The sequence below is a fragment of the Desulfolutivibrio sulfodismutans DSM 3696 genome (genome assembly GCF_013376455.1).
GTDB lineage: Bacteria > Desulfobacterota > Desulfovibrionia > Desulfovibrionales > Desulfovibrionaceae > Desulfolutivibrio > Desulfolutivibrio sulfodismutans.
The window spans coordinates 701225-723963 of record NZ_CP045504.1 but is presented as its reverse complement, the minus strand read 5'-3'; the positions used below and the strand labels follow the sequence as shown (position 1 = coordinate 723963).

17 protein-coding genes, 1 tRNA gene and 1 pseudogene are annotated in these 22739 nt (G+C 63.3%); 6 read left to right on the top strand and 13 right to left on the bottom strand.

Annotation, left to right across the window (positions count from 1 at the left end):
- Positions 1-71 precede the first annotated feature (71 nt).
- A complete protein-coding gene (gene ade, locus GD606_RS03465) occupies positions 72-1823 on the top strand; it encodes an adenine deaminase (protein WP_163302986.1) in 1752 nt (583 codons plus the stop codon).
- Positions 1824-2245: 422 nt separating this feature from the next.
- Positions 2246-3064 carry a DNA alkylation repair protein gene (locus GD606_RS03460; RefSeq protein ID WP_211922216.1) on the top strand — a complete coding sequence of 273 codons (819 nt, stop codon included), beginning with the start codon at positions 2246-2248 and terminating at the stop codon, positions 3062-3064.
- 401 nt (positions 3065-3465) lie between these two features.
- Here the strand turns inward: GD606_RS03460 and GD606_RS03455 are convergent, their stop codons facing one another.
- The 10 genes and pseudogenes from GD606_RS03455 to pyrG all read right to left on the bottom strand — a co-directional run bounded on the left by GD606_RS03455 (position 3466) and on the right by pyrG (position 12196).
- Positions 3466-4389: a manganese-dependent inorganic pyrophosphatase gene (locus GD606_RS03455; RefSeq protein WP_163302972.1), complete on the bottom strand. Its 924-nt coding sequence runs from the start codon at positions 4387-4389 to the stop codon at positions 3466-3468.
- Positions 4390-4540: 151 nt separating this feature from the next.
- A pseudogene (locus tag GD606_RS03450) lies at positions 4541-5176 on the bottom strand (PTS sugar transporter subunit IIC); the annotation flags it as partial.
- A 61-nt stretch (positions 5177-5237) separates the two neighbouring features.
- Positions 5238-5699 (bottom strand): PTS sugar transporter subunit IIB, encoded by a 462-nt coding sequence (locus GD606_RS03445; RefSeq protein ID WP_163302973.1) that lies wholly within the window; start codon positions 5697-5699, stop codon positions 5238-5240.
- A 4-nt stretch (positions 5700-5703) separates the two neighbouring features.
- On the bottom strand, positions 5704-6138 hold the full coding sequence (locus GD606_RS03440) for a PTS sugar transporter subunit IIA (RefSeq protein WP_163302974.1): 435 nt from the start codon (positions 6136-6138) through the stop codon (positions 5704-5706).
- 83 nt (positions 6139-6221) lie between these two features.
- Positions 6222-7103 (bottom strand): RNase adapter RapZ, encoded by an 882-nt coding sequence (rapZ, locus tag GD606_RS03435; protein ID WP_163302975.1) that lies wholly within the window; start codon positions 7101-7103, stop codon positions 6222-6224.
- A gap of 113 nt (positions 7104-7216) precedes the next feature.
- Positions 7217-7669 carry a PTS sugar transporter subunit IIA gene (locus tag GD606_RS03430; protein ID WP_163302976.1) on the bottom strand — a complete coding sequence of 151 codons (453 nt, stop codon included), beginning with the start codon at positions 7667-7669 and terminating at the stop codon, positions 7217-7219.
- Positions 7670-7736: 67 nt separating this feature from the next.
- The gene (gene hpf / locus GD606_RS03425) at positions 7737-8282 is read right to left on the bottom strand and encodes a ribosome hibernation-promoting factor, HPF/YfiA family (RefSeq protein ID WP_163302977.1); all 546 of its coding nucleotides are present in this window, start codon (positions 8280-8282) and stop codon (positions 7737-7739) included.
- Positions 8283-8333: 51 nt separating this feature from the next.
- Positions 8334-9767, bottom strand: a complete 1434-nt coding sequence (gene rpoN / locus GD606_RS03420) for an RNA polymerase factor sigma-54 (RefSeq protein ID WP_163302978.1) — start codon at positions 9765-9767, stop codon at positions 8334-8336.
- 145 nt (positions 9768-9912) lie between these two features.
- On the bottom strand, positions 9913-10434 hold the full coding sequence (locus GD606_RS03415) for a KdsC family phosphatase (RefSeq protein WP_163302979.1): 522 nt from the start codon (positions 10432-10434) through the stop codon (positions 9913-9915).
- A 73-nt stretch (positions 10435-10507) separates the two neighbouring features.
- Positions 10508-12196, bottom strand: coding sequence for a CTP synthase (gene pyrG, locus GD606_RS03410; RefSeq protein ID WP_163302980.1), 1689 nt, complete (start codon positions 12194-12196; stop codon positions 10508-10510).
- A gap of 313 nt (positions 12197-12509) precedes the next feature.
- Between pyrG and GD606_RS03405 the strand changes: the two genes are divergently transcribed.
- The 4 genes from GD606_RS03405 (at position 12510) to GD606_RS03390 (ending at position 15603) form a co-directional block, all read left to right on the top strand.
- Entirely contained in the window at positions 12510-13322 is an 813-nt protein-coding gene (locus GD606_RS03405) for a phosphoribosylformylglycinamidine synthase subunit PurQ (RefSeq protein ID WP_163302981.1), read from the top strand.
- Between the two features lie 96 nt (positions 13323-13418).
- Positions 13419-14021 (top strand): tRNA adenosine(34) deaminase TadA, encoded by a 603-nt coding sequence (gene tadA / locus GD606_RS03400; protein ID WP_281362034.1) that lies wholly within the window; start codon positions 13419-13421, stop codon positions 14019-14021.
- A 191-nt stretch (positions 14022-14212) separates the two neighbouring features.
- Positions 14213-14306, top strand: a tRNA-Ser gene (locus GD606_RS03395).
- Positions 14307-14610: 304 nt separating this feature from the next.
- Positions 14611-15603, top strand: coding sequence for a DUF4365 domain-containing protein (locus GD606_RS03390; RefSeq protein WP_163302982.1), 993 nt, complete (start codon positions 14611-14613; stop codon positions 15601-15603).
- A gap of 331 nt (positions 15604-15934) precedes the next feature.
- Here GD606_RS03390 and brnA read toward each other — a convergent pair whose 3' ends face one another.
- From brnA to GD606_RS03375, 3 genes are all read right to left on the bottom strand, one after another.
- On the bottom strand, positions 15935-16168 hold the full coding sequence (gene brnA, locus GD606_RS03385; protein ID WP_163302983.1) for a type II toxin-antitoxin system BrnA family antitoxin: 234 nt from the start codon (positions 16166-16168) through the stop codon (positions 15935-15937).
- Positions 16169-16340: 172 nt separating this feature from the next.
- Positions 16341-20840 carry a translocation/assembly module TamB domain-containing protein gene (locus GD606_RS03380; protein WP_176629191.1) on the bottom strand — a complete coding sequence of 1500 codons (4500 nt, stop codon included), beginning with the start codon at positions 20838-20840 and terminating at the stop codon, positions 16341-16343.
- 81 nt (positions 20841-20921) lie between these two features.
- Complete coding sequence (locus tag GD606_RS03375) at positions 20922-22715, bottom strand: autotransporter assembly complex protein TamA (protein WP_163301981.1); 1794 nt, start codon at positions 22713-22715, stop codon at positions 20922-20924.
- Between the last annotated feature and the right edge of the window lie 24 nt (positions 22716-22739).

Below are 22739 nucleotides of genomic sequence, written 5' to 3'. Positions count from 1 at the left end.
ACGACCTTCTTCCCACGCCGACGGATTGTGGTATGGTCCATTCGAAGAAACATCCCTGGAGCACCGTAGTTATGGACAAACCGCCTTTTGACGACGTGGCCCGCCTGACGCGGCGTATTTCCCTGGCCCTTGGCGAAACCCCGGCCGATCTGCTCATCACCGGCTGCCAGCTGGTCAATGTCCTGTCCGGCGAGATCCATGCCGCAAGCGTGGCCGTGGCCGACGGCGTGGTGCTCGGTTTCGGAGACTATCCGGCCCGGGAGGTGGTGGACGCCGGTGGGCGCTTCCTGTGTCCCGGCTTTCTCGACGGCCACATCCACATCGAATCCACCCTGTTGTCGCCCCCCGAGTTCGCCCGGGCCGTGGCCCCGCATGGCACCTGCGCCGTGGTCTGCGACCCTCACGAAATCGCCAACGTCATGGGCCCGGCGGGCATCGAATACATGTTGGCGGCCAGCCGGAATCTGCCTTTGACCTTTTATGTCATGATGTCGTCCTGCGTCCCGGCCACCCACATGGAGACCTCGGGCGCGGCCATCACCCCGCAGGACATCCGGCGCATGCTGGCGGCGGACTATCCCTTCGCCGACCAGATGCTCGGCCTGGCCGAGGTCATGAACTATCCGGGCGTCCTGGCCCGCGACCCCTTGATGTTGGCCAAAATCGCCGCCGCCAGAGGCCGGGTGGTGGACGGCCACGCGCCCCTTTTGACCGGAAAACGGCTCAACGCCTATATTCTGGCCGGGCCGGGATCGGACCATGAATGCACCCGCCTCGAAGAGGCCCGGGAGAAGCTCAGAAAGGGCATGCAGGTCATGATCCGCGAGGGCAGCACCGAGCAGAATCTGGCCGATCTGGCGCCCCTGGTGACCCCGGAGAATGCCTGGCGGTTCTCCCTGGTCAGCGACGACCGCGACCCGGTAGACATCAAAAAACACGGGCACATGAACGAATTGGTGCGCCGGGCCGTGGCCCACGGGATTTCACCGGTTGCGGCCGTGGCCATGGCCTCGATCAACACCGCGCGGTATTTCCGGCTGCCTGGCAGGGGGGCCGTGGCCCCGGGCTACCGGGCGGATCTGGTCCTTGTGGACGACCTGGAGACGTTCGCCGTTTCCCGGGTCTGGCTTGGCGGCCGGGACGTCCGGGACCTCAATCTTGCCTGCCGCGAAGTCCCTGTCCCGAACAACACCATGCGACCGGCCCAGGTCACCCCCGAGACCTTTCGCATCCCGGCCAAGCCGGGCCGGGTGCGGGTCATCGGCCTCGTGCCGGGGCAGATCGTCACCCGTGGCTTGACGCTTGAACCGCGTCTGGCCGACGGGCTGGCCCTGGCCGATCCCGGGCGCGACCTGGCCAAGCTGGCGGTCATCGAGCGCCATCACGCCACGGGCAATGTGGGCCTGGGCTTTGTCCAGGGACTCGGACTGGCGGCCGGGGCCATTGCCGGGACGGTTTCCCACGATTCCCACAACCTCATCGTGGCCGGAGTCAATGACGCGGACATGGCCTTTGCGGCCCAAACCCTGACCAAGGTCGGGGGCGGATTTTGCGTGGTTAAAGATGGGCGCATTCTGGCCGTTGTGGAGCTTCCCGTGGCCGGGCTCATGTCAGCGGGATGCCTGGACGAGTTGGAAAAGTCCCTGGCCTATCTTGGCGGGGCCTATGCCAGCGTGTCCGCGCCGGGGAAAGCCGACGCGCATCCGTTTATGTCCATGTCGTTTCTGTCTCTGGCGGTCATCCCGGAACTCAAGCTCACGGACAAGGGGCTTGTAGACGTGGAATCCTTTTCCTTGATCGACCTGTTTGTGGCCGAATCCTGATTTCGACCCGGGAGCCGCCTGGGCGGGAAACCGACGCGGGCGACCGCCCGGGGTTCGGGCTTGGACGGATGGCGTTGCGCAGTGCTGATCCTTGTGTGCTTCCGACATCGTTGTCTTGGAAGGATCAGGTCGCGATGTCGCCACCGGCGGGATACGGCTTGAGTGGTTCCCATGTCTTTTCGGACTCTTGCGGCGTCGCACCTGTTTTTAAAGTTTACATAATTTACATTATGGGACATTGCTCCCCGCCCCGGAAGAGGGGGAAAAGTCTGCCGGTGTGCGCCCTGTCGCCGAAAATGCATCCTGCCCGGGAGCTGTGTGGTGACGTCTCTGCCGGGCTTTTTCCGTTTCAAAAAAATGGTACATCGGAATACGTCGCCGCCAGACGGCACGTTTTCATCCATAAACCCGAAGGTCGTGTCATGCACCAGCCATCGACCCGCAAGCAATCCGTCCCGGGGCGCCGTACCGGCGCCGTGCGCCGGGCGGACATCCCGGCCCACGTTCTTGCCGCGCTCAACGCCGGAACCCTGGAATCCGCCACGTTGGCCGAAGGGCTGGCCGTGGATTATGCCGCGCTTCTGGCCGCCGCCGTGCCGGACATGGCCCCGGCGTGTATCTCCGAAATGGCTGCCGCCGCCGACCTGGGCATCACCCGGCGCATGAACCTGGCCGCCAAGCTTCTTTTGTCCCACGGCGGGACCGCCCTTTTGCCCATGCTTTCCGGGCACGCCTCGGACACCGTGCGCGGATTCGCCTGTTTCGTCATCGGGCTGGCGTCGGACCTGGCCGCGACCGACAGGCTCAACGCCATGCGGCCTTTTGCGGATGATCCCCACTTTGGCGTTCGGGAATGGGCGTGGATGGCCGTTCGTCCCCATGTAGCGCGCGATCTTGGGGCATGGATGACCATGCTTGAACCACTCGTCCATGAACAGTCGGAGAGGTTGCGCCGGTTCGCCATCGAGATCACGCGCCCACGTGGCGTATGGTGCGCCCATCTGGCCGAACTCCGGCACGATCCGGCCAAAGGACTGGCCCTGCTTGTGCCCGTACGCAATGATCCCGCCAAATACGTGCAGGATTCCGTGGGCAACTGGCTCAACGACGCGGCCAAGGATCATCCGGAATTTGTCCGCGACCTGTGCGCAGTCTGGGAACGAGAGGGAGATTCCCCGGCCAACCGGCGGATACGGTCCAGGGCGTTGCGCAGCATCAAGGGGAAAGGGGGGGACGGATAGACGGCCTGGGTGGCGCTCATACCAGCGTGCCGCACCTGCCGCAGCCGTAGGACGCAGGCGCGCTTTGACCTGTGACCCCACGGGCTGGACGGTCTGGAAACCGGCTGAAGCCGCCCCCGGACACCCTAAAAGGGGTGTTTTAGATTGTTATAATATCCAATATTTCGATGGGTTAAGATTGACTTTTCGAGGATGGCCCGGACTTGGCCCGAAGAGGCGTCCGCCGATGGCCGACGCCCTGCCCAGGCTCGAAACGGGTCGCCTCGTTCCTGCCACGGCGGTTCACATCACAGTTCACCCAGCCCCGCAGCTTCAGCGTGAGTGCGCCCTGCAGGGCGCACCAAAAAAAGCGGGGCGGCCCGAAGGCCGCCCCGCTCTCACTCACATCGCATCGAAACGAATTAGGCGAAGGCCTTTTCGAAGGGCGGCACGACCTGCTTTTTGCGGGACAGCACGCCGTCGAGCCACACGGACTCGCCCTTGACGTCCACGCCGAAGGCCTTTTTCACCACGGCCGGATCGTCGGAGACGATCAGGAGCTCGGAGCCTTCCTTCATGATGTCGGTCAGAAGCAGGAACACGCTGTGGTTGCCGTTCTCGGCCTTGACCTTCTTGCAGTCGGCCAGGAGCTGATCCTTGATGGGCGTCAGGATGGACAGGTCCACGACTTCCAGCTGGCCGATGCCGACCTTCTTGCCGGACATGTCGAAGTCCTTGTAGTCACGGAAGACCAGTTCGCGGATGGGGGTGCCTTCCACGGCGGACTTGACCTTGAACATCTCCACGCCCAGGGCCATCATGTCGGTGACGCCGACGATTTTGGCCAGGGCCTCGCAGGCCTTCTTGTCGGCCTCGGTGCAGGTCGGGGACTTGAACATGACGGTGTCGGACAAAATGGCGCAGAGCATGATCCCGGCGATGGGCTTGGGGATCTCGATGCCGGCGAAGTCGTACATGGATTTGAGCACGGTACAGCTGCAGCCCACGGGCCAGACCCACATCTCCAGGGGGTTGGTGGTGGTCACGTCGCCCAGCTTGTGGTGGTCGATGACGGCCACGATCTCGCCCTTGCCCAGGTTGTCCAGGCTCTGGGACAGATCGGTGTGGTCCACCAGGATGATCTTTTTGTCGGTGGCGTCGGTGAGAATCTCGGGGACGGCCACGCCGAACTTCCCAAGCACGAACTTGGTTTCCGGGTTGATCGCGCCCTGGGTCACGGGGATAACGTCCATGCCGCATTTTTTCTTGTAGTAGTCGGCGGCGCCGATGGCGGTGGCGACGGTGTCCGTGTCCGGATTTTTGTGTCCAACAGCATAAACAGCCATATTCAATCCTCCTGATGGTTTAATAGCCTTGTGGGCTTCGTCTCCGGGAAAGCTTGTGAATCTTATCCCAATCTCTGGATTTTGCCAAGGGTCTTGGCCGGGGAAAATGCAGGCGGCATGAGATTCCTGATTCTGTGCCCGGAACAGGACCTTAAGTCAACACCAGGAACCACAGAATGCTCAGGCCCACTCCTACGGACAACACCGCATAGGCCGGGCGATGGCGCAGGGACAGGACGCCACCCAGGCTGCCCAGGATCCACAGATGGGCGAAGGACTTGGATTGGTGCTCCAAGAGCGGGCCGATCATGGCGAACACCAGATTCCCCGCAGCCAGAAGGCCGGCCAGGGCCAGGGCGAACAAGACCCCGCCGATGATGGCCATATCCGTCAGGGAGCGCAGGATGAGCCGTCCGGGCGAGAGCACGATTCCTTTCCGGGCGGCGGCGTCAGCGGCCTTGGCCAGCGCCGTGGTCTCGAACCGGCGGTGGAACGCCTCAAGGCGGGCGAAAATCAGGGCCAGGGGCAGGGACATGACCACCGCCGCCAGAACCCCGGGGGCTTCGGTCAGACCGAAACATCGGGCCAGGGTCAGGGTGGCCAGGGTGGCCGCAGCCTGATTCGGAGGAATGAATGTCCCGGCGGGAAAAAGGTCGAGCCAGAACAGCTCAAAAAAGATGGCGATATTCATGCATGTGGGGATGTCCCCGAAGACCGCCCCGTAGACCAGACCCACGATCAGGGGCCGGTCCAGGGGGAACAGATTCAGCGAGAAGCGGAGAAAGGTGAAAAGGACAAAAAAAAAGCGACGATGAGGATGTGGGAGACAAGCCCGGTATCAATGTGCATCAAAACGCCCTCGGCAGTTCAGAGTCTCCCGGAACGCACCGGTAATCGATCTTTACGCCATTTTGGACGAAAAAATACAAGCAGGCCTCGTCATCCTTGCTCAAAGCCACATGGGGGCAGACCTGCTTTTTCCCTGCCGCATAGTGCAGGTTGCCCAGGTTGAGGCAGTTAAATCCGTAGCCGCTTTCATACGCGGCCCGGGCGTCGGCGCAGGAGGAAAAAAGAATCAGGGCGTCCATGTCCCGCCGGGCGCTGCCGGAAAAAAACGCGGTCACCTTGGCGACCGGTAAAAAGACGATTTCCACGCCGTCCGGGATGGCCAGGGACATGATCTCCTGGCGCAACATGTTGCCCGCGAGTTCGTCGTTGACCACAGCGATCATCCGTGCCCGGGTGTGCGGCAACCAGGTCTCGATGACCTGGCCATGCACCAGCCGGTTGTCGATCCGCACAAAATGCATGGCGTCAGCCCTCAGCCACCTTCTTGCGCAACACCTCCCCCGCCACCACGATCCCCTGGCATCCCGCCTGCTTGGCGTCTACGGCCAGCTTTTCCAGGGGGGTCGTGCGCGAGGTGAGGATTTTGATCAGCATGGGCAGATTGACACCGGTTAGGACCTCCAGGCGGCCCGTGCCCAAAAGGGACAGGCTCAGGTTGGTGGGCGTGCCGCCGAACATGTCCGTGAGCACCAACACCCCTGCCCCGCGATCCGTGGCCGCAATGGCCTCTTTGATGGCGGATAGCGTCAACTCCACCTCATGGGAGATGTCCACGCTGATGCTTTGACAGTTCTCCTGGGGACCGATGATGAATTCAGCGGCCTTGAGCAGCCTGCCGCCGAAATCGGTATGGGTGGCGATGACCACCCCGATGGGGAGGGATGCGGAATCTGCTTTCATGTCGTTCCGGTCGGTCGGCTGCGGATGTTGTGGGGGATCTCCCGGGACAAACGCCCTCCCGGGCCGCATCCGGCAGGTCGCGGTCAATCCTTGTCGATATGCCGATGCTCAAGGGAAACAGTGTATCCGGCCTTGGACAGTCTGTCAAAAACAGCCTCGGCCACGGCCACGGAGCGGTGTCTGCCCCCGGTGCATCCCACGGCCACGGCCAGCCGGTAGCGGCCTTCCAGGGCATACAGGGGCACCAGGTACAACAAAAAGTCGCTGAACCTTTCCAGAAAGGTGCATCCCGGTTCGCCGCCCAGGACGTAGCGGGCGATTTTCGGGTCTTTCCCGGAAAGGGGGCGCAAGGCGGTATCGAAATAGGGGTTGGGCAGAAATCGCAGATCGAAGATGAGATCCGCCTCGGCAGGAGGCCCATACTTGAACCCGAAGGACATGATGTGGATTTTGAGATGGCCGCTTTTGCCGGACAAAAAGCTCCACTTCTCCTGGAGGGAGCGGCGCAGATCATGGATGGAAAAATTGGTGGTGTCGAGAATCAGGTCCGCAGCGTCGCGCAGGGGCGACATGCGTTCGCGTTCCACCTGTACCGCGCGTTCCAGGCCGTGGCCGCCGCTTTCCAGGGGATGCGGCCGCCGGGTGGTGGCGTAGCGGCGGATGATCTCCTTGGTGTCGGCCTCGAAAAAGACGATCTGGATGTCGGCGCTGCGGGTTTTGATCTGGGCCAGGGCCTCGCCCCACTCCCGGTCCAGATCCTCCTGGCGTACGTCCATGCCCAGGGCCAACCCGCGATAGCGGGTTTCGGCCTGCCCGGCAAAAAGCTTGATCAGAACCGGCGTCAGGCTGACCGGGAGGCCGTCCACGCAAAAAAAGCCGAGATCCTCGAAGATCTTGAGCCCGCTGCTTTTCCCTGATCCGGAAAGGCCGGTGAGGATGATGACCGGAAAGACATGTTCGGACATGGCCGTCTCCCCTTTCCCGCATTCGGAGAACACACGCCGAGCCGCATGACGGCACGGCCCCGGGACGCCAGCCCCGGCTTTGCCGTCAGGAGGCGCCGGGTTACGTCAGGGCGTTACGCCGCCTCGGTCAAGACCCGCCACAGTCCCTGCCGTCCCTCGGCATGCAAAAAGGCCTCGCGAAAGCTTTCTTCCGAAAGTAGCCGGGAGATGTGGGCCAGGATGCGCAGATGCATCCCGGCCACATGCTCCGGCGCAATGACCAGAAAGAAAAGACGGCACGGCTTGAAGTCCAGGGCATCGAAGTTGATGCCCGTGAGACTTCGGCCGACGACAATGATGATCTGCGACAGTCCGGGCATCTTGCCATGGGGAATGGCCACGCCGTCGCCGATGCCGGTGGTCCCCAGCGCCTCGCGTTCCAGAAGCACCCGGTGGGCCTTGTCCACATCGAAGTCGGCAAAGGCCACGCCGATGGGGGCCACCAGTTCGGCCAACACGTCGGATTTGTGTACGGACCGCATATCGTCCAGGACGAATTCGGGCCGCAGATACTCCTCAAGCTTCATTTTCTCGCGTTACTCCCCGAAGACCTCCCCGCCTCTGCGCGGTCATGGCCCGTATTTCTTTTCGGCGTCAGTTGCCGGTGCCAGGGTCGATGAGCCCGAAATCACCCTTTTTGTGGCGGTAGATGACGTTTATCCGCTCGGTCTCGGAATTGAGGAACACCAAAAACTCGTAGCCCAGGGTATCGAGCTGCATGGCCGCTTCATCCACGGACATGGGCTTGGGCTGGTAATGCTCGGACTCGATGATGGTCCGCTCCCGGGGGCCCGAGGCGGACTCGGTGAAGCTGATGACTTCGGAGCGCACGGTGTCGGCGCGCTTGCGGCGGTCCTTCTGCTTCTCGCGCATCTTGCGCACCTGGGCCTCGATCTTGTCCAGGATGAGGTCGATGGTGGAGTACATGTCCTCAGACTCTTCGTGAGCCGAGATGTGCAACAGGTCCGCAGTGAAAACGATATCCGCCATTTGCCGGGTTTTCTCCACGCTCAGATTCACCTGGAGCTCGGAGGAATCGGTGTTGGCCATGTATTTCGTCAGTTTTTCAAAACGCTTGCGGGCGTAATCGCGAAGATGATCGGATGGTTCGAAATTCTTGAAATTGAACGTGATGTTCATGGAGTACCTCCTGTATGTTCGGCCGTGACGGATCACGGCGTGTCGGGCGAATCAGAACATTTCCTTGCGCTTGGATGACGAGGCGATGTCCATGGCCGTCCGGTATTTGGCCACGGTGCGGCGGGCGATGTTGATCTGCAACCGCTCCTTGAGGATGTCCGCGATGGCCTCGTCGCTGATGGGTTTTTTCGGGTCTTCGGCGGCGATAAGCTGCCGGATGGTGGCCTTGACCGATTCCGAACCCACGGTGCTGCCATCGTCGAGTTCAAGCGAGCTGTTGAAAAAGAACTTGAGCTCAAAGATGCCGTGGGGCGTAGCCGTATACTTGTTGGACGTGATGCGGCTCACGGTGGATTCATGCATGCTGATGTCTTCAGCCACATCTTTGAGGATGAGCGGCCGCAATTTGTTCACGCCTTCTTCAAAAAAACCCCTCTGAAATTTTACAATGCTCTCAAGAACCTTGTAAAGGGTGCGTTGGCGTTGGTAGAGGCTCTTCATGAGCCACTCCGCCGACCGCTTCTTGTCCTGGATGTAGTCCCGGTCTTTGTCTCCCTTGGGGATGACATCTTCGAGATACATGGAATTGAGCTGGAGACGCGGCATCCCGTCCTCGTTGAGCAGGATGATGAAATCGTCGCCATACTTGTAGATGTAGGCGTCGGGACTGACGAAGATGGGCTCGCTTGAGCCGAAACTCGCGCCCGGCAGGGGGTTGAGGCTCTGAATGGTGTCCAGATAGACCTTGAGCTCTTCCATGGTGATTTTGAACTTCTTCACCAGGGGCTTGTAGCGGCGGGCCTCCAGGTCTTCCAGATGCTCCGAGACCATCTCGACAAGGATGGGATCGTCCAGGCCCAAAACCTCCATCTGCACCAAGAGGCATTCGCGAGGGCTCCGGGCGGCCACCCCGACGGGGTCCAACCGCTGCACTTTGTACAGCGCAGCCTCCACCTCTTCCGGGGTGGTCCCGGTCATGTGGGCCAGTTCCTCGGCCGTAGCCGCCAGATATCCCGAGGAATCCAGACTTCCGCAGATGGCCTCGCCGATGGCCAGTTCTTTTTTCGTGAAGTTCGACAGGCGCATCTGCCAGTCCAGATGGCCTTCCAGGGAGGGCTTGGAGGAAAGGCGGGCGTCAAAGGCCATGCCGTCCTCGGGGATTTCCGTCTCGCGGAGGTGGGACTGTACCGGCGTGCTGGCGAAATCGCCCAGGTAGTCGTCCCATTCGGCGTTTTTGATCAGTTCCTTTTCGATGGCGGTATCGTCGCCGCCGGACTTGGGAGCGTGATCGTCGTCGGCAATCTGCCGGTCGCCCTTCTCCTCCTCCAGAACTTCTTCCAGAAGGGGATTTTCCATCAATTCCTGCTGGATGCTCTCCATGAGCTCCAGCCTGGACAGTTGCAGAAGCTTGATGGCCTGCTGCAGTTGGGGAGTCATCACCAACTGCTGCGAAAGTTTCAGTTGTTGCCGCAGTTCCAGCGCCATGGAATCTCGTTTGTACCTTCTGCTCTCGTTAGGATCTCATGCGGGCGAGACAGCTTCCGCCCGCGACACGCCTACGGCCTGGGCCGCCTGCGTAGTGCGATTTATGACACAGACGCCGCGCCCTGGCAACTCGCGGGCCACGGGGCTATCGCTCCCATTTCCGCCACAGCCCCTGGAGTTTTCCCTGGGCCGAAAGCAGAAAACGGATGGCCTCGCGCACGGCCCCTTGTCCTCCCGGACGTCGGGATACCCACAGGGCCATGCCCAGGATCTCGGGCTGGGCGTCGGCCACGGCCATGGGCAGCCCCACCCGGGCCATGACCGGGGCATCCACCCAGTCGTCGCCCAAAAAGGCCGCCTGCTCAAAGGCCAGGCCCCTGCGGGCCAGAATGTCCTCAAGGATCGGCAGCTTGCGCAGATGGCCGCCGTGGTATTCGGCAATGCCAAGCTCCCTGGCCCTGGCGGCGGCGGCCCCCTGGTCCAGGCCGCTGACCATGGCCACCTCGATGCCCGCCTCCTGGGCCAGCTTGATGCCCAGGCCGTCGTGGACGTGAAAGCGTTTACGGATGGCCCCGGCGGCGTCGTACAAAAGCCCGCCATCGGTCATGACCCCGTCCACATCCAGAACGAGAAGCGCGATCCGGCGTGCCCGGGACATCAGGTCCATGGCCGGGCTCCACACCTTGGCGTCCGGAGCCGGGCGGCACGAGGGATCAGGTCACCGGGCCGCGTCGGCCGGATCATGCCTTGGCCGCCGGACATGGCGGGCACTTTCCGGATGCGGGAGCGCCCTTGCCTGCTTCGCGCCGGGCCACGGCGGCCTTGATGAATTCCCGGAACAGGGGATGGGGACGCATGGGGTTGCTCCGGAATTCCGGATGGAACTGACACCCCAAAAACCAGGGATGGTCTTTGAGCTCCACGATTTCCACCAGTTCGCCGTCCGGGGACAGGCCGCTAAACGACAGGCCGGCCTCCTCGAACTGGCTGGCGTAGACCTTGTTGAACTCGTAGCGGTGCCGGTGGCGTTCGGAGATCTCAAGCTCCCCGTAGGCCGCATAGGCCTTGGTGGCGGGCTTGACCGCGCAGGGATAGGCCCCCAGGCGCATGGTGCCGCCCATATCGCCGTCGGCCTCGCGGCGCTCGATCTTCTTGGTGCGGAAATCGAACCATTCCTTCATGAGGTAGATGACCGGATGGGCCGTGGTCACATCGAATTCCTCGGAATTGGCCCCTTCCAGGCCAAGCACATGGCGGGCGAATTCGATGACCGCGCACTGCATGCCCAGGCAGATGCCGAAGAAGGGAACGCCCTTGGTGCGGGCATATTCGATGGCCGCGATCTTGCCCTCGATGCCCCGGGAGCCGAAACCGCCCGGAACCAGGATGCCGTCCACCCCGGCCAGCTTTTCGGCCACGTTGTGGGGCGTGACGGTCTCGGAATTGACGTACACCAGCTCCACGGCCGCGTCGTTGGCCACGCCGCCGTGCATCAAAGCCTCATGCAGGCTCTTGTAGGCCTCCTTGAGATCCACATACTTGCCCACGATGCCGATGGTGACGGTTTTTTGCGGGTTGGACATGCGGCAGATCAGGTCGCGCCAGGAGTTGAGCTCGGCGTTTTTGGCCGGAAGCCGCAAGAGGATGGCGATTTTCTGGTCCACACCCTCGGAATAGAGATTCAGCGGCACTTCGTAGATGTTTTTCACGTCCACGGCGCAGAACACGGCGTCGGCGTCCACGTTGCAAAAAAGCGCGATCTTGTCCTTGATGTCCCGGTTGAGATCCACCTCGCTGCGGCAGATGATGATGTCGGGCTGGATGCCGAGGCTGCGCAGTTCCTTGACGCTGTGCTGGGTGGGCTTGGTCTTGAGCTCCCCGGCCGCGCGCATGTAGGGCACCAGCGTCAGGTGGATGTACAGGACGTTTTCCTTGCCAAGGTCCGAGCGCATCTGGCGGATGGCCTCCAGAAACGGCTGGCCCTCGATGTCGCCCACGGTGCCGCCGATCTCGATGATGGCCACGTCTTCGTCTGCGGCCACGCCCAGGATGGCCCGCTTGATCTCGTCGGTGATGTGCGGGATGACCTGGACCGTGCCGCCCAGGTAGTCGCCCCGCCGCTCCTTGCTGATGACCGAGTGGTAGATGCGCCCCGAGGTGAAGTTGTTGTTCTGGCTCAGCGACACGCCCAGATAGCGTTCGTAGTGGCCGAGATCCAGGTCGGTTTCCGCCCCGTCGTCGGTGACGTAGACCTCTCCGTGCTGGAAGGGGTTCATGGTTCCCGGGTCCACGTTGATGTAGGGATCGAGTTTCTGAATGGTGACTTTAAGCCCCCTGGCGATCAGCAGCGCCCCGATGGAGGAGGCGGCCAATCCCTTGCCCAGCGAGGACAAGACGCCCCCGGTGACGAAAATAAATTTGGTCTTCATGCGCTCCCGACCCCCCTTGTTGTCATGTGTTCCATCGCCATCCGGCGCGGCACCGCATGTATCCCAAACACGGTGTTTGGGCCATCACTTTTTTCCCGGCAAACCCATGGAAAACCCTGGATTTTCCGGTCGGCGCAAGGTCAAAAGGCCATGATGCGGGCCCAGCCGGAAAACGGATACGGGCATGGGCCGAAGAACCGGGCGCGGCCTGCCGGGTTCGTGTTGACGCCATGATCCGGGCCATTTATGTTCCGCCCCGAAACCTAAGCGACCAGCCGCATTTTTTCAAGGAACCCCCCCGGAGGAATCCGTCATGCCCAAGGTGAAAACCCTCGTGATCACCGGTTTTGGAACCAATTGCGAGGTCGAATCGGCGTTCGCCGCGACCCAGGCCGGTTCCGACGTCACCGATATCGCCTATTTCTCGGACGTCACGGCCGGGCGCACCCGGCTTGCCGATTACAATTTTCTGATCTTTCCCGGGGGGTTCCTGGACGGCGACGACCTGGGCGCGGCCCAGGCCGCAGCCCTGCGCTGGACCCACGCCAAAACCCGCACAGGCGAGGCGGTCATCGACCAGCTCAAGGCCTTTTTCGAGGCTGGCGGGCTGATCCTGGGCATCTGCAACGGCTTCCAGCTCCTGGTCAAAATCGGTCTTTTGCCCGGCCTTTTCGGCAAATATTTCGTTCGTGAACTGTCTTTGTCCAACAACGATTCCGGCCGCTTCGAGGACCGCTGGGTGACGCTTGCGGCCAATCCGGCCTGCCCCTGCGTCTTCACCCGGGGAATTTCGCGCATCGATCTGCCCGTGCGCCACGGCGAGGGCAAGCTCGTCCCCAAGAATCAGGCCGTTTTGGACGCCCTGTGGGCCGAGAACCTGGTGGCCCTGCAATACGCCGACCCGGCCACGGGCCTGCCCACGGAAGAATACCCGAAAAATCCCAACGGCTCCCCCCAGGGCATCGCCGGGCTGACGGACCCCACGGGCCGCATCCTGGGGCTTATGCCCCACCCCGAGGCCTTCAACCATCCGACCAACCATCCCGGCTGGACCCGGGGCGAGACCTCGATCCTGGGCACCGTGCTTCTGGAAAACGGCGTGGCCTACCTCAAATCCTCGACCTGACCCGCTTTGCCGCCGGGCCGGACAGGATGCCCCTCTCCCCGGCGTCCCCCCTGCCGGGGGGCATGGCCCGACAGCGCGGTCTATCCGGAATCCACTATGGACGCGTGCGACGCCCCTTCCCTGATCCTGGCCGAAGCGCCGCCCTGCCCGACCCCGCCGGGGTCATGGGAGGCGGCCATGGACCCGGCCCTGGCCGAGGCCAGGCGCGCGGCGGCCTTCGGGGATGTGCCCGTGGGCGCGGCCGTCTATTCCTCCCGTGGGGAGCTTCTGGCCCAGGCCGGGAATTCCCCTTTGCGCCTTGGGGATCCCACGGCCCACGCCGAGGTGCTGGCCCTGCGCCAGGCGGCCGAGCGCCTGGGCAACTACCGGCTTTCGGACTGCATCCTGGTCTGCACCCTTGAACCGTGCCTGATGTGCATGGGGGCCATGGTGCACGCCCGGGTCGGACTGCTGGTTTTTGGCGCGGCCGATCCCAGGACGGGGGCGGCCGGGAGTCGGCTGGCGGCCATGGATCTGCCTTTTTTAAACCATCGCTTGAAGGTTTTCGGCGGCATCCGGAACGACGAATGCGCCGGAATGCTGCGGCAGTTTTTCAAGGTCCGGCGGGAGCGTCCGGCCACGGCGGATGTGGCGGGGACGGCGGGCGCCGCCTGGACGGAGGCCTCCCCTGGCTGGCCGCTCGGAATCCGAACCGGCTGAAACGGTGAATCGCCGCCTGAAGGGCCTTTAGCGGGCGAATCCGGCCGGGAGTCGGCATGGGAGGCGCGGCCCGGCCCAAGCGGCTTCATCTGGAGCGGGAGAATCCGGCAGGAAACCGGGCATGAAAGTCTTGCCTAATCCCTGCGAAGCGGCTATTATACTAAATTCATTCGCTGTCGCGAACCGAGCGCGGAGAGGTACCGAAGTGGCCGTAACGGGCCCGACTCGAAATCGGGTTGTGGGTTAATAGCCTGCACGTGGGTTCGAATCCCACCCTCTCCGCCAATTCAATATCCGCAGCACTCCGCATTCATCCGTAATCCTTTGACTTTAGAAGCGTTTTTCGTTTTCAGTTGTTCTCAGATGTCCGGATAAAACCCATCAAATCCGCTTGATGTCCGGGCACCAGACCGGACTTATTTTATTTCCCCCCTTCTGCCCCGTAATAATATCAATGAATATTCTTTCAACTCGTCGAAAAATGCTGAATTACTTCACCAATGGGTCATGTTATCCTAAGCAAAAAGAGCAGTTAAAATGATTGATTGTTGATTTACGATTTTATCAACCTGAGCAACGAGGCATAAGTATGTCTGAATATAAAACAAGTAATCGTGTTAAAGAAAGAATTGGGGTTAATGCTGTTTCTAGGATTGTTGAAGGAGATTGGGAGAGTGGCTGGCAAGCATATGATTCCCAGAATGATGATGCTATAGATGGAATAATACTAATGCGACGTGGAAGTAAGAGGCCAACTGATACAGGTGGAGTCGTTTTTGTTCAAGTGAAATGTGGCGGAGATGGTTACAGAAAAGATCAAAATCAATATCCAGACCACATTGGCGTTCAACTCGACAAAAATTACATCGACACCCATCGCCCAAGATGGGCCAGTGTTCCTGGCCCTGCGGTTCTCATCTTCGTTGACGATAAAATAAACAGAAGGGATCCCCCAGCTTGGTGGACAAATTTGAGAGATGCGGCCAGCTACTCATCAACTAATGGTGGAATGATACTTGTTCCAAAGTCACAGCGCTTTGCTCATCATTCTAAAAGCGATTTTCATAAGCTTTGTGGCCCTGTCTCCGCCGATAGACGGCTTGAAGAAATAATGCTGCTAAGAAAAGACTTGGTATTGCCCAAGCTAGGAAAAAATGAATCGCTACGGAATGATGCCTGGAACTTTTATAAACGCTGGAGAAGCGATACAGATCAATGCAGTAATCCAACACTTGGGAAAATATTTGTTAATCGCGTCGGATGGAAGCATATGACTCGCAGATCTCGCTTGCCAGAAAGAATTGTACAATCATGGTTATTACTAGGAGCAGCGAAAGCGATGGTTTATAAATGTTCGCAGGTCTTCAATTTAGGGCATGCTCACCACCAATTGTTTCCAGATGGGAACACCATTGTTGTTGATTATATTGGTCTCCGGGCAAATGTTTCGTTTCCACATCGTCATCAGAGCGTTCTTCAAGTTATCCTGCGTAGGAACCGTCTCATTTGTCCATATTCTGTCAGTCAAAAAATATGGTTTTATTCGGTATACGAAATGAGAAGAGGGATGGGGCTAGATTAAAAATTGCGCAGCCGCCTTCACACGACCGGAAAAGACTTGAGCGAAAATCTGTTAATGAGGAACAGATACGCCATCACTCCTCAATGGCCATGGGGCTAGCTGCGCAAAATTATATATAAACTATGATTTGACACACCGCAAGTCCTGCGCTCACAATATCCCAGAAAGCAAACCCTCTCCGCAAATCACCCGTTCACCCCCCCTCCCCGCATTCGTCCACCCTCGCGTCGCCACAAGTCGGACCCGGAGTTTTTCTTTGTCCGGGGATATCCCTGAAAATCACCCTGGCCGGGCGATATCAGCACACCGTCAAGCCCTCTGGCACCTTTTGTCAGCGAACGCTCTGCGACTCCTGCGCAAGGCAATTGGCTATCCACACCTTGACCAGGGCCTGCCGACTGACCCCAAGGCGGCGGGCTTCCGTATCCAGCGCCTCCACCATCCATTCAGGAAAGTCCACATTGACGCGCCTAAGCTTGTTGGGGCGGGCGGCCTTGGCCATGTCCGCAACAGGCAGGACGCTTGCGCCGTCGTCAAACTGCGTGTCAAAAGTCTTCGCTTTCATAGGCTTCCACCGCATCTTTTCGTGACCGGCGCACGGAAATGATCCGGACGAGACCCCGTCGGCAGGTCATGATCGCCGTCCAGTGCTCCCCGCCAGCATGCCGATGCAGGCTTGGCGTGGTCATGGACGTTGCCGTTGCCGGACAGCCGCAGGCCCAAATCAACCGTCCGCCTCAGTAATCCCACTTCCAATTGACGCCCACGCCCTGGTTGGAATCCGCACCCACCTTGCTTTCCAGGCTGATGTTGGGCGTGATGTCCACCTCCACGGCCACCGAGCCGCTGTCGGCGGCCGCGCCTTGGTCCACCGTGACCTTCACGCCCTTGGCCAGATACTTGGCGGCCCGCAGGCGGGTGGATTCCAGGCCGCCCTGGCCGGGAACGAAATCCAACTCGTCAAGCCCGGCCAGCCGCCGGGTCCGCGACAACAGGTCAAGCGACGTACCGCCCCCGGACATGAGCGCCGCCCCGGCCTGGGCCATCTGCAGGCCCTGGAAGGCGGTGATGGTCCCGGCGCTTTGCCCGAACAGGATGCGGGCCAGGATCTCGTCCCGGGGCAGGGGCGGGTCCGAGGTCAGGGTGATCTTGGGGGCCGAGGCCGAACCCGTGACCACGACGCCGCAGGTGGCGTCGCTGGCGGCGATGCTGGCCTCCACGTCCAACTCGGGATCGGGGGGCGTGCCGCCGCTAAACGACACCCGGCCCTTGACCAGTTCCAGACGCCGCCCGAAAAATTCCACGCCGCCCCCCTGGAGGGTATGCACCCCGCCGGTGACGTGCGGCGCGGCAGCCGTGCCGCGCACGGCCACCTCCCCCTGCCACTCCGATTCCAGGCCCATGCCCCGGACATAGACCCCGTTTCCCACGCCCACGGTCACGTCCAGGGACATGTCCGAGGCCACGGCCGGTGCGGCGGCTTTCCGTTTTTCCGACGGGGGCGGCGCGGCAGGATTGTTGATCTCGACCACCGCCACCTGGCTGACGTCGGGCGGCAGCCGGGAGGGGATGTTTACCTGGGCCGGGCCGACAAAAAGTTTCCCCTTCACCGCCAGGGCGCTTCCCTTGCCCGAGGCCGCAACCTCGCCGGACAGGGTGGCCTTGGCCAGGTCCATGTCCGCCACGGTCAGGGCGCTCAGCACGGCCGCCATGTCCAGGGAAAAACCCTCCCCCGGCGAGAGGTCGGCCTGGCCGGAAACGCGCATGGTCCCTTTGCCGTAGTCCTTGGCGGAGAGATCCACCAGGCGAATCTGCCTGCCTGAGGCCTCAACAGCCAGATGCAGGTCTTTGAGGCGCATGCCCGTGTCGGCGTTTTCGACAGTCCCCCCGGAAAGCCCGGCCTTGCCGCTCAATACCGGCGTCGCCAGGGCGCCTGTGACCGACATGTCGGCCGTGAGCCGCCCCGTGGCCCGGGTGTTGGCCTGGGCCAGAAGCGCCGCAAAATCCGCAAGCTCCACATCCGCCGTCAGGCTTCCCGACAGGGCGCCGTCCGGGGGCGTCTCGAAGGCGAAGGGCGTCAGGCTGAAACGGGCCGGAAGGGCCACCCGGGCCGCCAATGGGGCCTTGCCCAGGCCCGAGGCCGCCAGGGCGGCCTGAATCCCCCCCTGCCCCACGCTCGCGGTCACATCCACGGCCAGGGAAGGCGACCCACTTTGGCCGCCCTGGCCACCATGGCCGCCCCGTCTGCCTGCTCCGGCCGCCCCGGCCGCCCCTACGGGCATCCCGATCCCCTGGGCCGTCAGGCGCAGGGACGCCTCGGGCCGGGTTCCGGAGCCGGACACCCTGGCCTCGGCCCTGGCCGTTCCCGTCATCCCCGGCGCGCCGAATGCGGCCAGCTCGGGCAGGGACACGTCCGTAACCGTCACCTTCAGGTCGGCTTTTTGGGCGTTGTAGCCGCCGTCCGCCGCAAGCAGGGTCTTGCCCAGGCCCAGGCGCAGGCCGGTGACGGACAGCCGGTCCCCGGCCAGAATCAGGGCGGCCTTTTGCTGAAGCGTCACGGGCAGGTCGGCCACCTTGGCGGCAAGCCTGGTCAATTCCAGGCCCAGGCCATCCGGCCCGGGCGCGGCCCGCCCGGCCATGTCGCACCGAATCGGCCCTACGGCGTCCAGGGCGGCCGCGCTTTGGATGGAAAAATCCAGGCCCTTGCCGTCGCGCCCCGAGGCCGTGACCTCCAGGGAGGATACCGTCGCGCCCGGGGCCTTGGCCCCGCTTGCGGTCAGACTGAGCTTCCCCCGGGGGGAGCGCAGGACATCCGAAAGCTCGGCGGACAACGACACGGCCGCGACGGTGGCCCCGGGCAGCCCCAGGCCCTTGCCCGTCAGGGAGGCCGTGACGCCCTGCCCGCCGCCCTGCGCCGCGAACCGGGCGTCCAGGGCGAAGCTCCCGGACAGTGACGAGCCGAGCATGGCCCCCAGGCGGCCCAGATCGGCGGACGATCCCGACAGGTTTCCGGACAACAGGCCGCTGTCCAGGGCCAGACGGGCCTGCCCCGTCATCTTCGCCCCGGGGCCGGACAGGGTCAGGCCGCTCACCTCAACCCGTCCCGGCGGCATGGCGACTTCGGCCTCAAGCCCCAGCCGTTCCCCGCCGACCGCCGCCGTGGCCGCAACCCGCCCCCGGAGCTGACCGGCCAGATCCGACGCCGTCAGGCGGATGTCGCCCGAGGCCGCAGGCATATCCCCGATCCGCAGGCCGGAAAGGCGGATGTCGGCCGCGGCGTCCGGGGAATCCAGGCGTCCGGAGAGGGTGGCCGCAAGGTCCAGTCCGCCGCGCAGGGGGAGGCCTGCCGCCGGGGAAAGGGCCTCCAGGTCCGGCAGGTCCAGCGTGGTTGTGGAGGCTATGGTCCGTCCGGCCAGGTCGGCCCGGGCCTCGGCGGCCAGACGCAGGTTTTTGCCGCTCAGGGCAAGTTCCGGAACGGTGATGGCTTGGCCCTCGATCCGGGCCTTGGCCGAAAAGGTGGGGGATTGCCCAAAAAGATGCGCGATCAGAGCGGCGGCGGGTTCCCCGGCGGCGGAAAGACCGGTCAGGCCGCCGGAAAGCTCCACTCCAATCCCCTGGCCGTCAGGCTGTCCGGAAACCGCCGCATCGGCCCGAAAGGCCCCGGACAGGGGCAGCCCCAGGCCTGTGGCCAGCTCCCCCAGGTCGGCCAGGGTGATCCGGCAGGCGGCCTGCATGGGCCGGGTCCGGGACAGATCGCCCTGGGCGGTGACGGCAAGCCCACCGGCCGTGACGGACAGGGAGCGCACGGCCGCGTCCATGTTCGCGGACAGTCCGGCGTCCAGGGCCAGCACCAGGGCATGGCCCGCAAAAAGCGCACCGCCAGGGCCGCGCAGGCCGGTGATCTGGCCGCCGCCCGTGACGCCGAGTCCCGGAAAGACCGGCCCAAGATCCGCGACAGGGGAAAAATCGAAGGACAAGGCGGCGGACGACATTCCCGCCTGGGGGGTCTGCACGTCCCTGGCGGCCAGGGTCAGGCGCGCCGTGGGCCGGTTCAGGTCGCCCGAGGCCGTCAGGCGGGCCGAAAAGGCCCCGCCGATCTCACCGGCCAGGGATGCCAGGGGCGCGAGATTGGGGATGTTCAGGGAGGCGTCAAGGCCCATGCTTCCGGCGTCCGGATCGGTTTGTCCCGAGACTTCCAGGCGGGCTGGGCCGACGGTGACCCACGAGGGATCCACAAAGATCGCGTCCGTTCCGAGAACCGTGCCCCCGGCCAGGGAAAAATCGATCCGTTCGGCCACGGCCGCGGCATTGGGGGGAAGCATCCCCGGCAGCGGCGCGGCGAAGCCGGTCAGCGCCAGTCTGGCCCTGGCCTTGGCCGCCAGGGGGACGCGAAGGGATACGTCCGACTCCACCAAGGGCCGGTCGGCAAGGCGGGCGGTCAGCCTGCCCGTCCAGTCGGCCAACGGTCCCTCCCCGGCCAGGGCCACGACCAGGGGCCCCCGGCGGCAGTCGGCCCCGGACGGATCAAGGGCCAGCCCCAGGGGGCCGCCCGGGGTCTCTTCGGCGGAAAGGTCCACGGCCAGGGACCAAGCGGCCAGGTCCGCCCGGCAGGTGAGCCGGGCGAATGCCTTGGGGCCGTCCCGGCGGTCGGCGCGCAAAAGGGCCTCCACCAGCCCGCCCCGCTCCGACATCCGCCCGGCGATGGCGGTTTCGGTGCGTTCGCCTGATATGGGCGCGTCGAGAATCAGCCGGTTCACGGCCAATCTCTCCACCAGAATCGGCGGCAGGCCGGGAGGGGTCGGCGGCCAGACCATGGCCACGGGTTCTTCGTCCGGCGGCAGATCGGGCGTCCGCAACACCCGCACGATGCCCGCCGAAATCTCGGTGATCTCCACCCGACCCGTAAAAAGCGCCCACAGCGACCAGTCCAGACGGGCATCGGCAACCACAAGCCATGGCCCGGCATGGTCCATCAGGGCTATGGTCCCCACCCGGACGGAAAACGGCAAAAACCCCTCCAGGCCGTCGATCCTGGCTGTCAGCCCGGGGGTGGCGGCCACGGCCCGCTCCAAAAGGCGGCACAACCCGGTGCGTCCAGGCCCGGTCTGGATGCCGGCAAACAGCAGCACGACGGCAAAAAGGACGCCCATAACGGCGAAAAGCGCCAGCCGTCCGGCGCGGCGCGCCCGGCTGGGGGGGGCGGCAGGGGGCTGGTCCGTGCGGGGGGGATGCGTCACGAAGGGATTCCTTGTCCTGGGGTGCAGCGTCGGCCCTGGGGTGCGGTCATGCGGCGGGGTCCGGATCACGCGCCCGGGCGATCAGAAGGCCTGCCCGATGCTGATGTAAAACTGCCCCACGTCGTCGATGTTTTCGCGGCGGTTCAGCGGTGTGGCCACGTCCACCCGGATGGGGCCGATGGGGGTGTAGACCCGCAGCCCAAGGCCAGCGCCGAAACGCAGGGACTCCTGGTAGGGCGGCAGCGCGTCGGCGAAGGCCGTGCCGCCGTCCAGAAAGGGCACGACCCCCACGTATTCGGAGAGCCGGACCCGCAGTTCCGAGGAAAAGGTGAACACGGATCGGCCGCCGGTGGGGGTCTTGCTGCGCAAAGGCCCCACGGTCTGGTAGGGATAGCCCCGGATGGAGCCGCCGCCCCCGGCATAGAAGCGCAGATCCGAGGGCAGTTCGTCCATGGACGCCCCGATGTCCGCGCCCAGGTAGCCCCGGTTGGCGAAGATGACGTCCGGGGAGTCGAAAAGCCGCCAGTAGAACGCCGCGTTGAGCTCTGGGCGTACAAAGCCCGACTGCCCGGCGGTACCGGCATACGGGGCCAGGGACAGGCTGGTCAGGAAGCCCTTTTGGGGATCCAGGGGGTCGTCGCGGGAATCGTAGGCCATCTCCATGGGAACGAAGACGAAATGATAGTCCTTGCCGGACTCCCAGGGACGGCTTTTGTCCTCGGAGATGATGGACAGGCGGTATCCCAGCCCGGCGGCGGCCGAGAGATGGTCCCCCATTTCGCGGCGCAAAAGGGTCGTGGCTGTGAAGTTCTCGCCGACGTACGCCTCCAGCTCCTCGTTGGCGTAGCGGGCCTTGGCGGTCAGCTTTTGCCGGGGATGCCACAGGGCCGGAAGCTCGAACATAGCCTCGCCGTATTGGCGGATGGGCGAGGCCCCGGCGGACAGGGACAATTTTTCGCCCTGGCCGAAGAGGTTGCGGTGTTCCCAGCCCAGGGTGAATCCCGGGCCCTCGTCGCTTTTGTAGTCCACCCCGCCCTTGAAGGTGCGGTGCTTGCGCTCCAGAAGCCGCAGGACCACGGTGGCCCGGTCCTTGGCGTCGAGCTCCCGGTTCGGCTGGGCCTCGATGCTGGAAAAAAGCCCCAGGGCCATCAGACGGGTGCGCAACTGCTCCACCAGACGGATGTCGTAGGGCTGTCCGACGCTCCAGGGAATCTCCCGGCGCACCACCGCCGGGTTCACCTCGGTCAGGCCCTGGATGTCGGTTTCCCCGAACGCGGCGTCCGGCCCCGGGTCCACCCGCCACAACACCGTGACCGCATGGGCTGCGAAATCCGCCGTGATCCTGCGTTCGGCAACATCCGGGAAAGGGCGGCCCTGTTCCTGAAAGCGGCGCAGCAGGGTTTCCTGGGCGGCCAGCACGGCCTTGGCCGAAAAGGGGGCGTTTATGTCCAGCCCGAGGTCTTTGGGAGTCGGGAAATCCACTTTGCGGTTTTCCTCGCCCTCGGGAAGCGTAAACCGGACCTCGCGCAAAACGAAGGCATCCCCCAGCGTGACCTGGAAGATCACCTTGACCGGCGCGGTCTGCTGGTCGATAGCCACAGTGGTTTCGGCCGCAAAAAATCCCCGGGAATTGAAGACGTCCTTGAAGGCGGCCAGGTCGGATTCGGCCCGCCCCTTGAGCAGAAAGATCGAAGGCGAGGGCGTATCCTGGGCCTGTCTGACGCTCGAGACCTCACCGAGCAGGGACGCCAGCTCCGGATCGGCCACGCCCTGGATCTCCACGACATAGGCCACGCCATCGGGCGGCGGCGTCTTGTCCGCCGCAAAGGATGAGAGCGGGGGCGACAGGAAAAAAAAGGCGCACGCCAGCCCCAAGATGATGGCTACGTTGGGAAACGG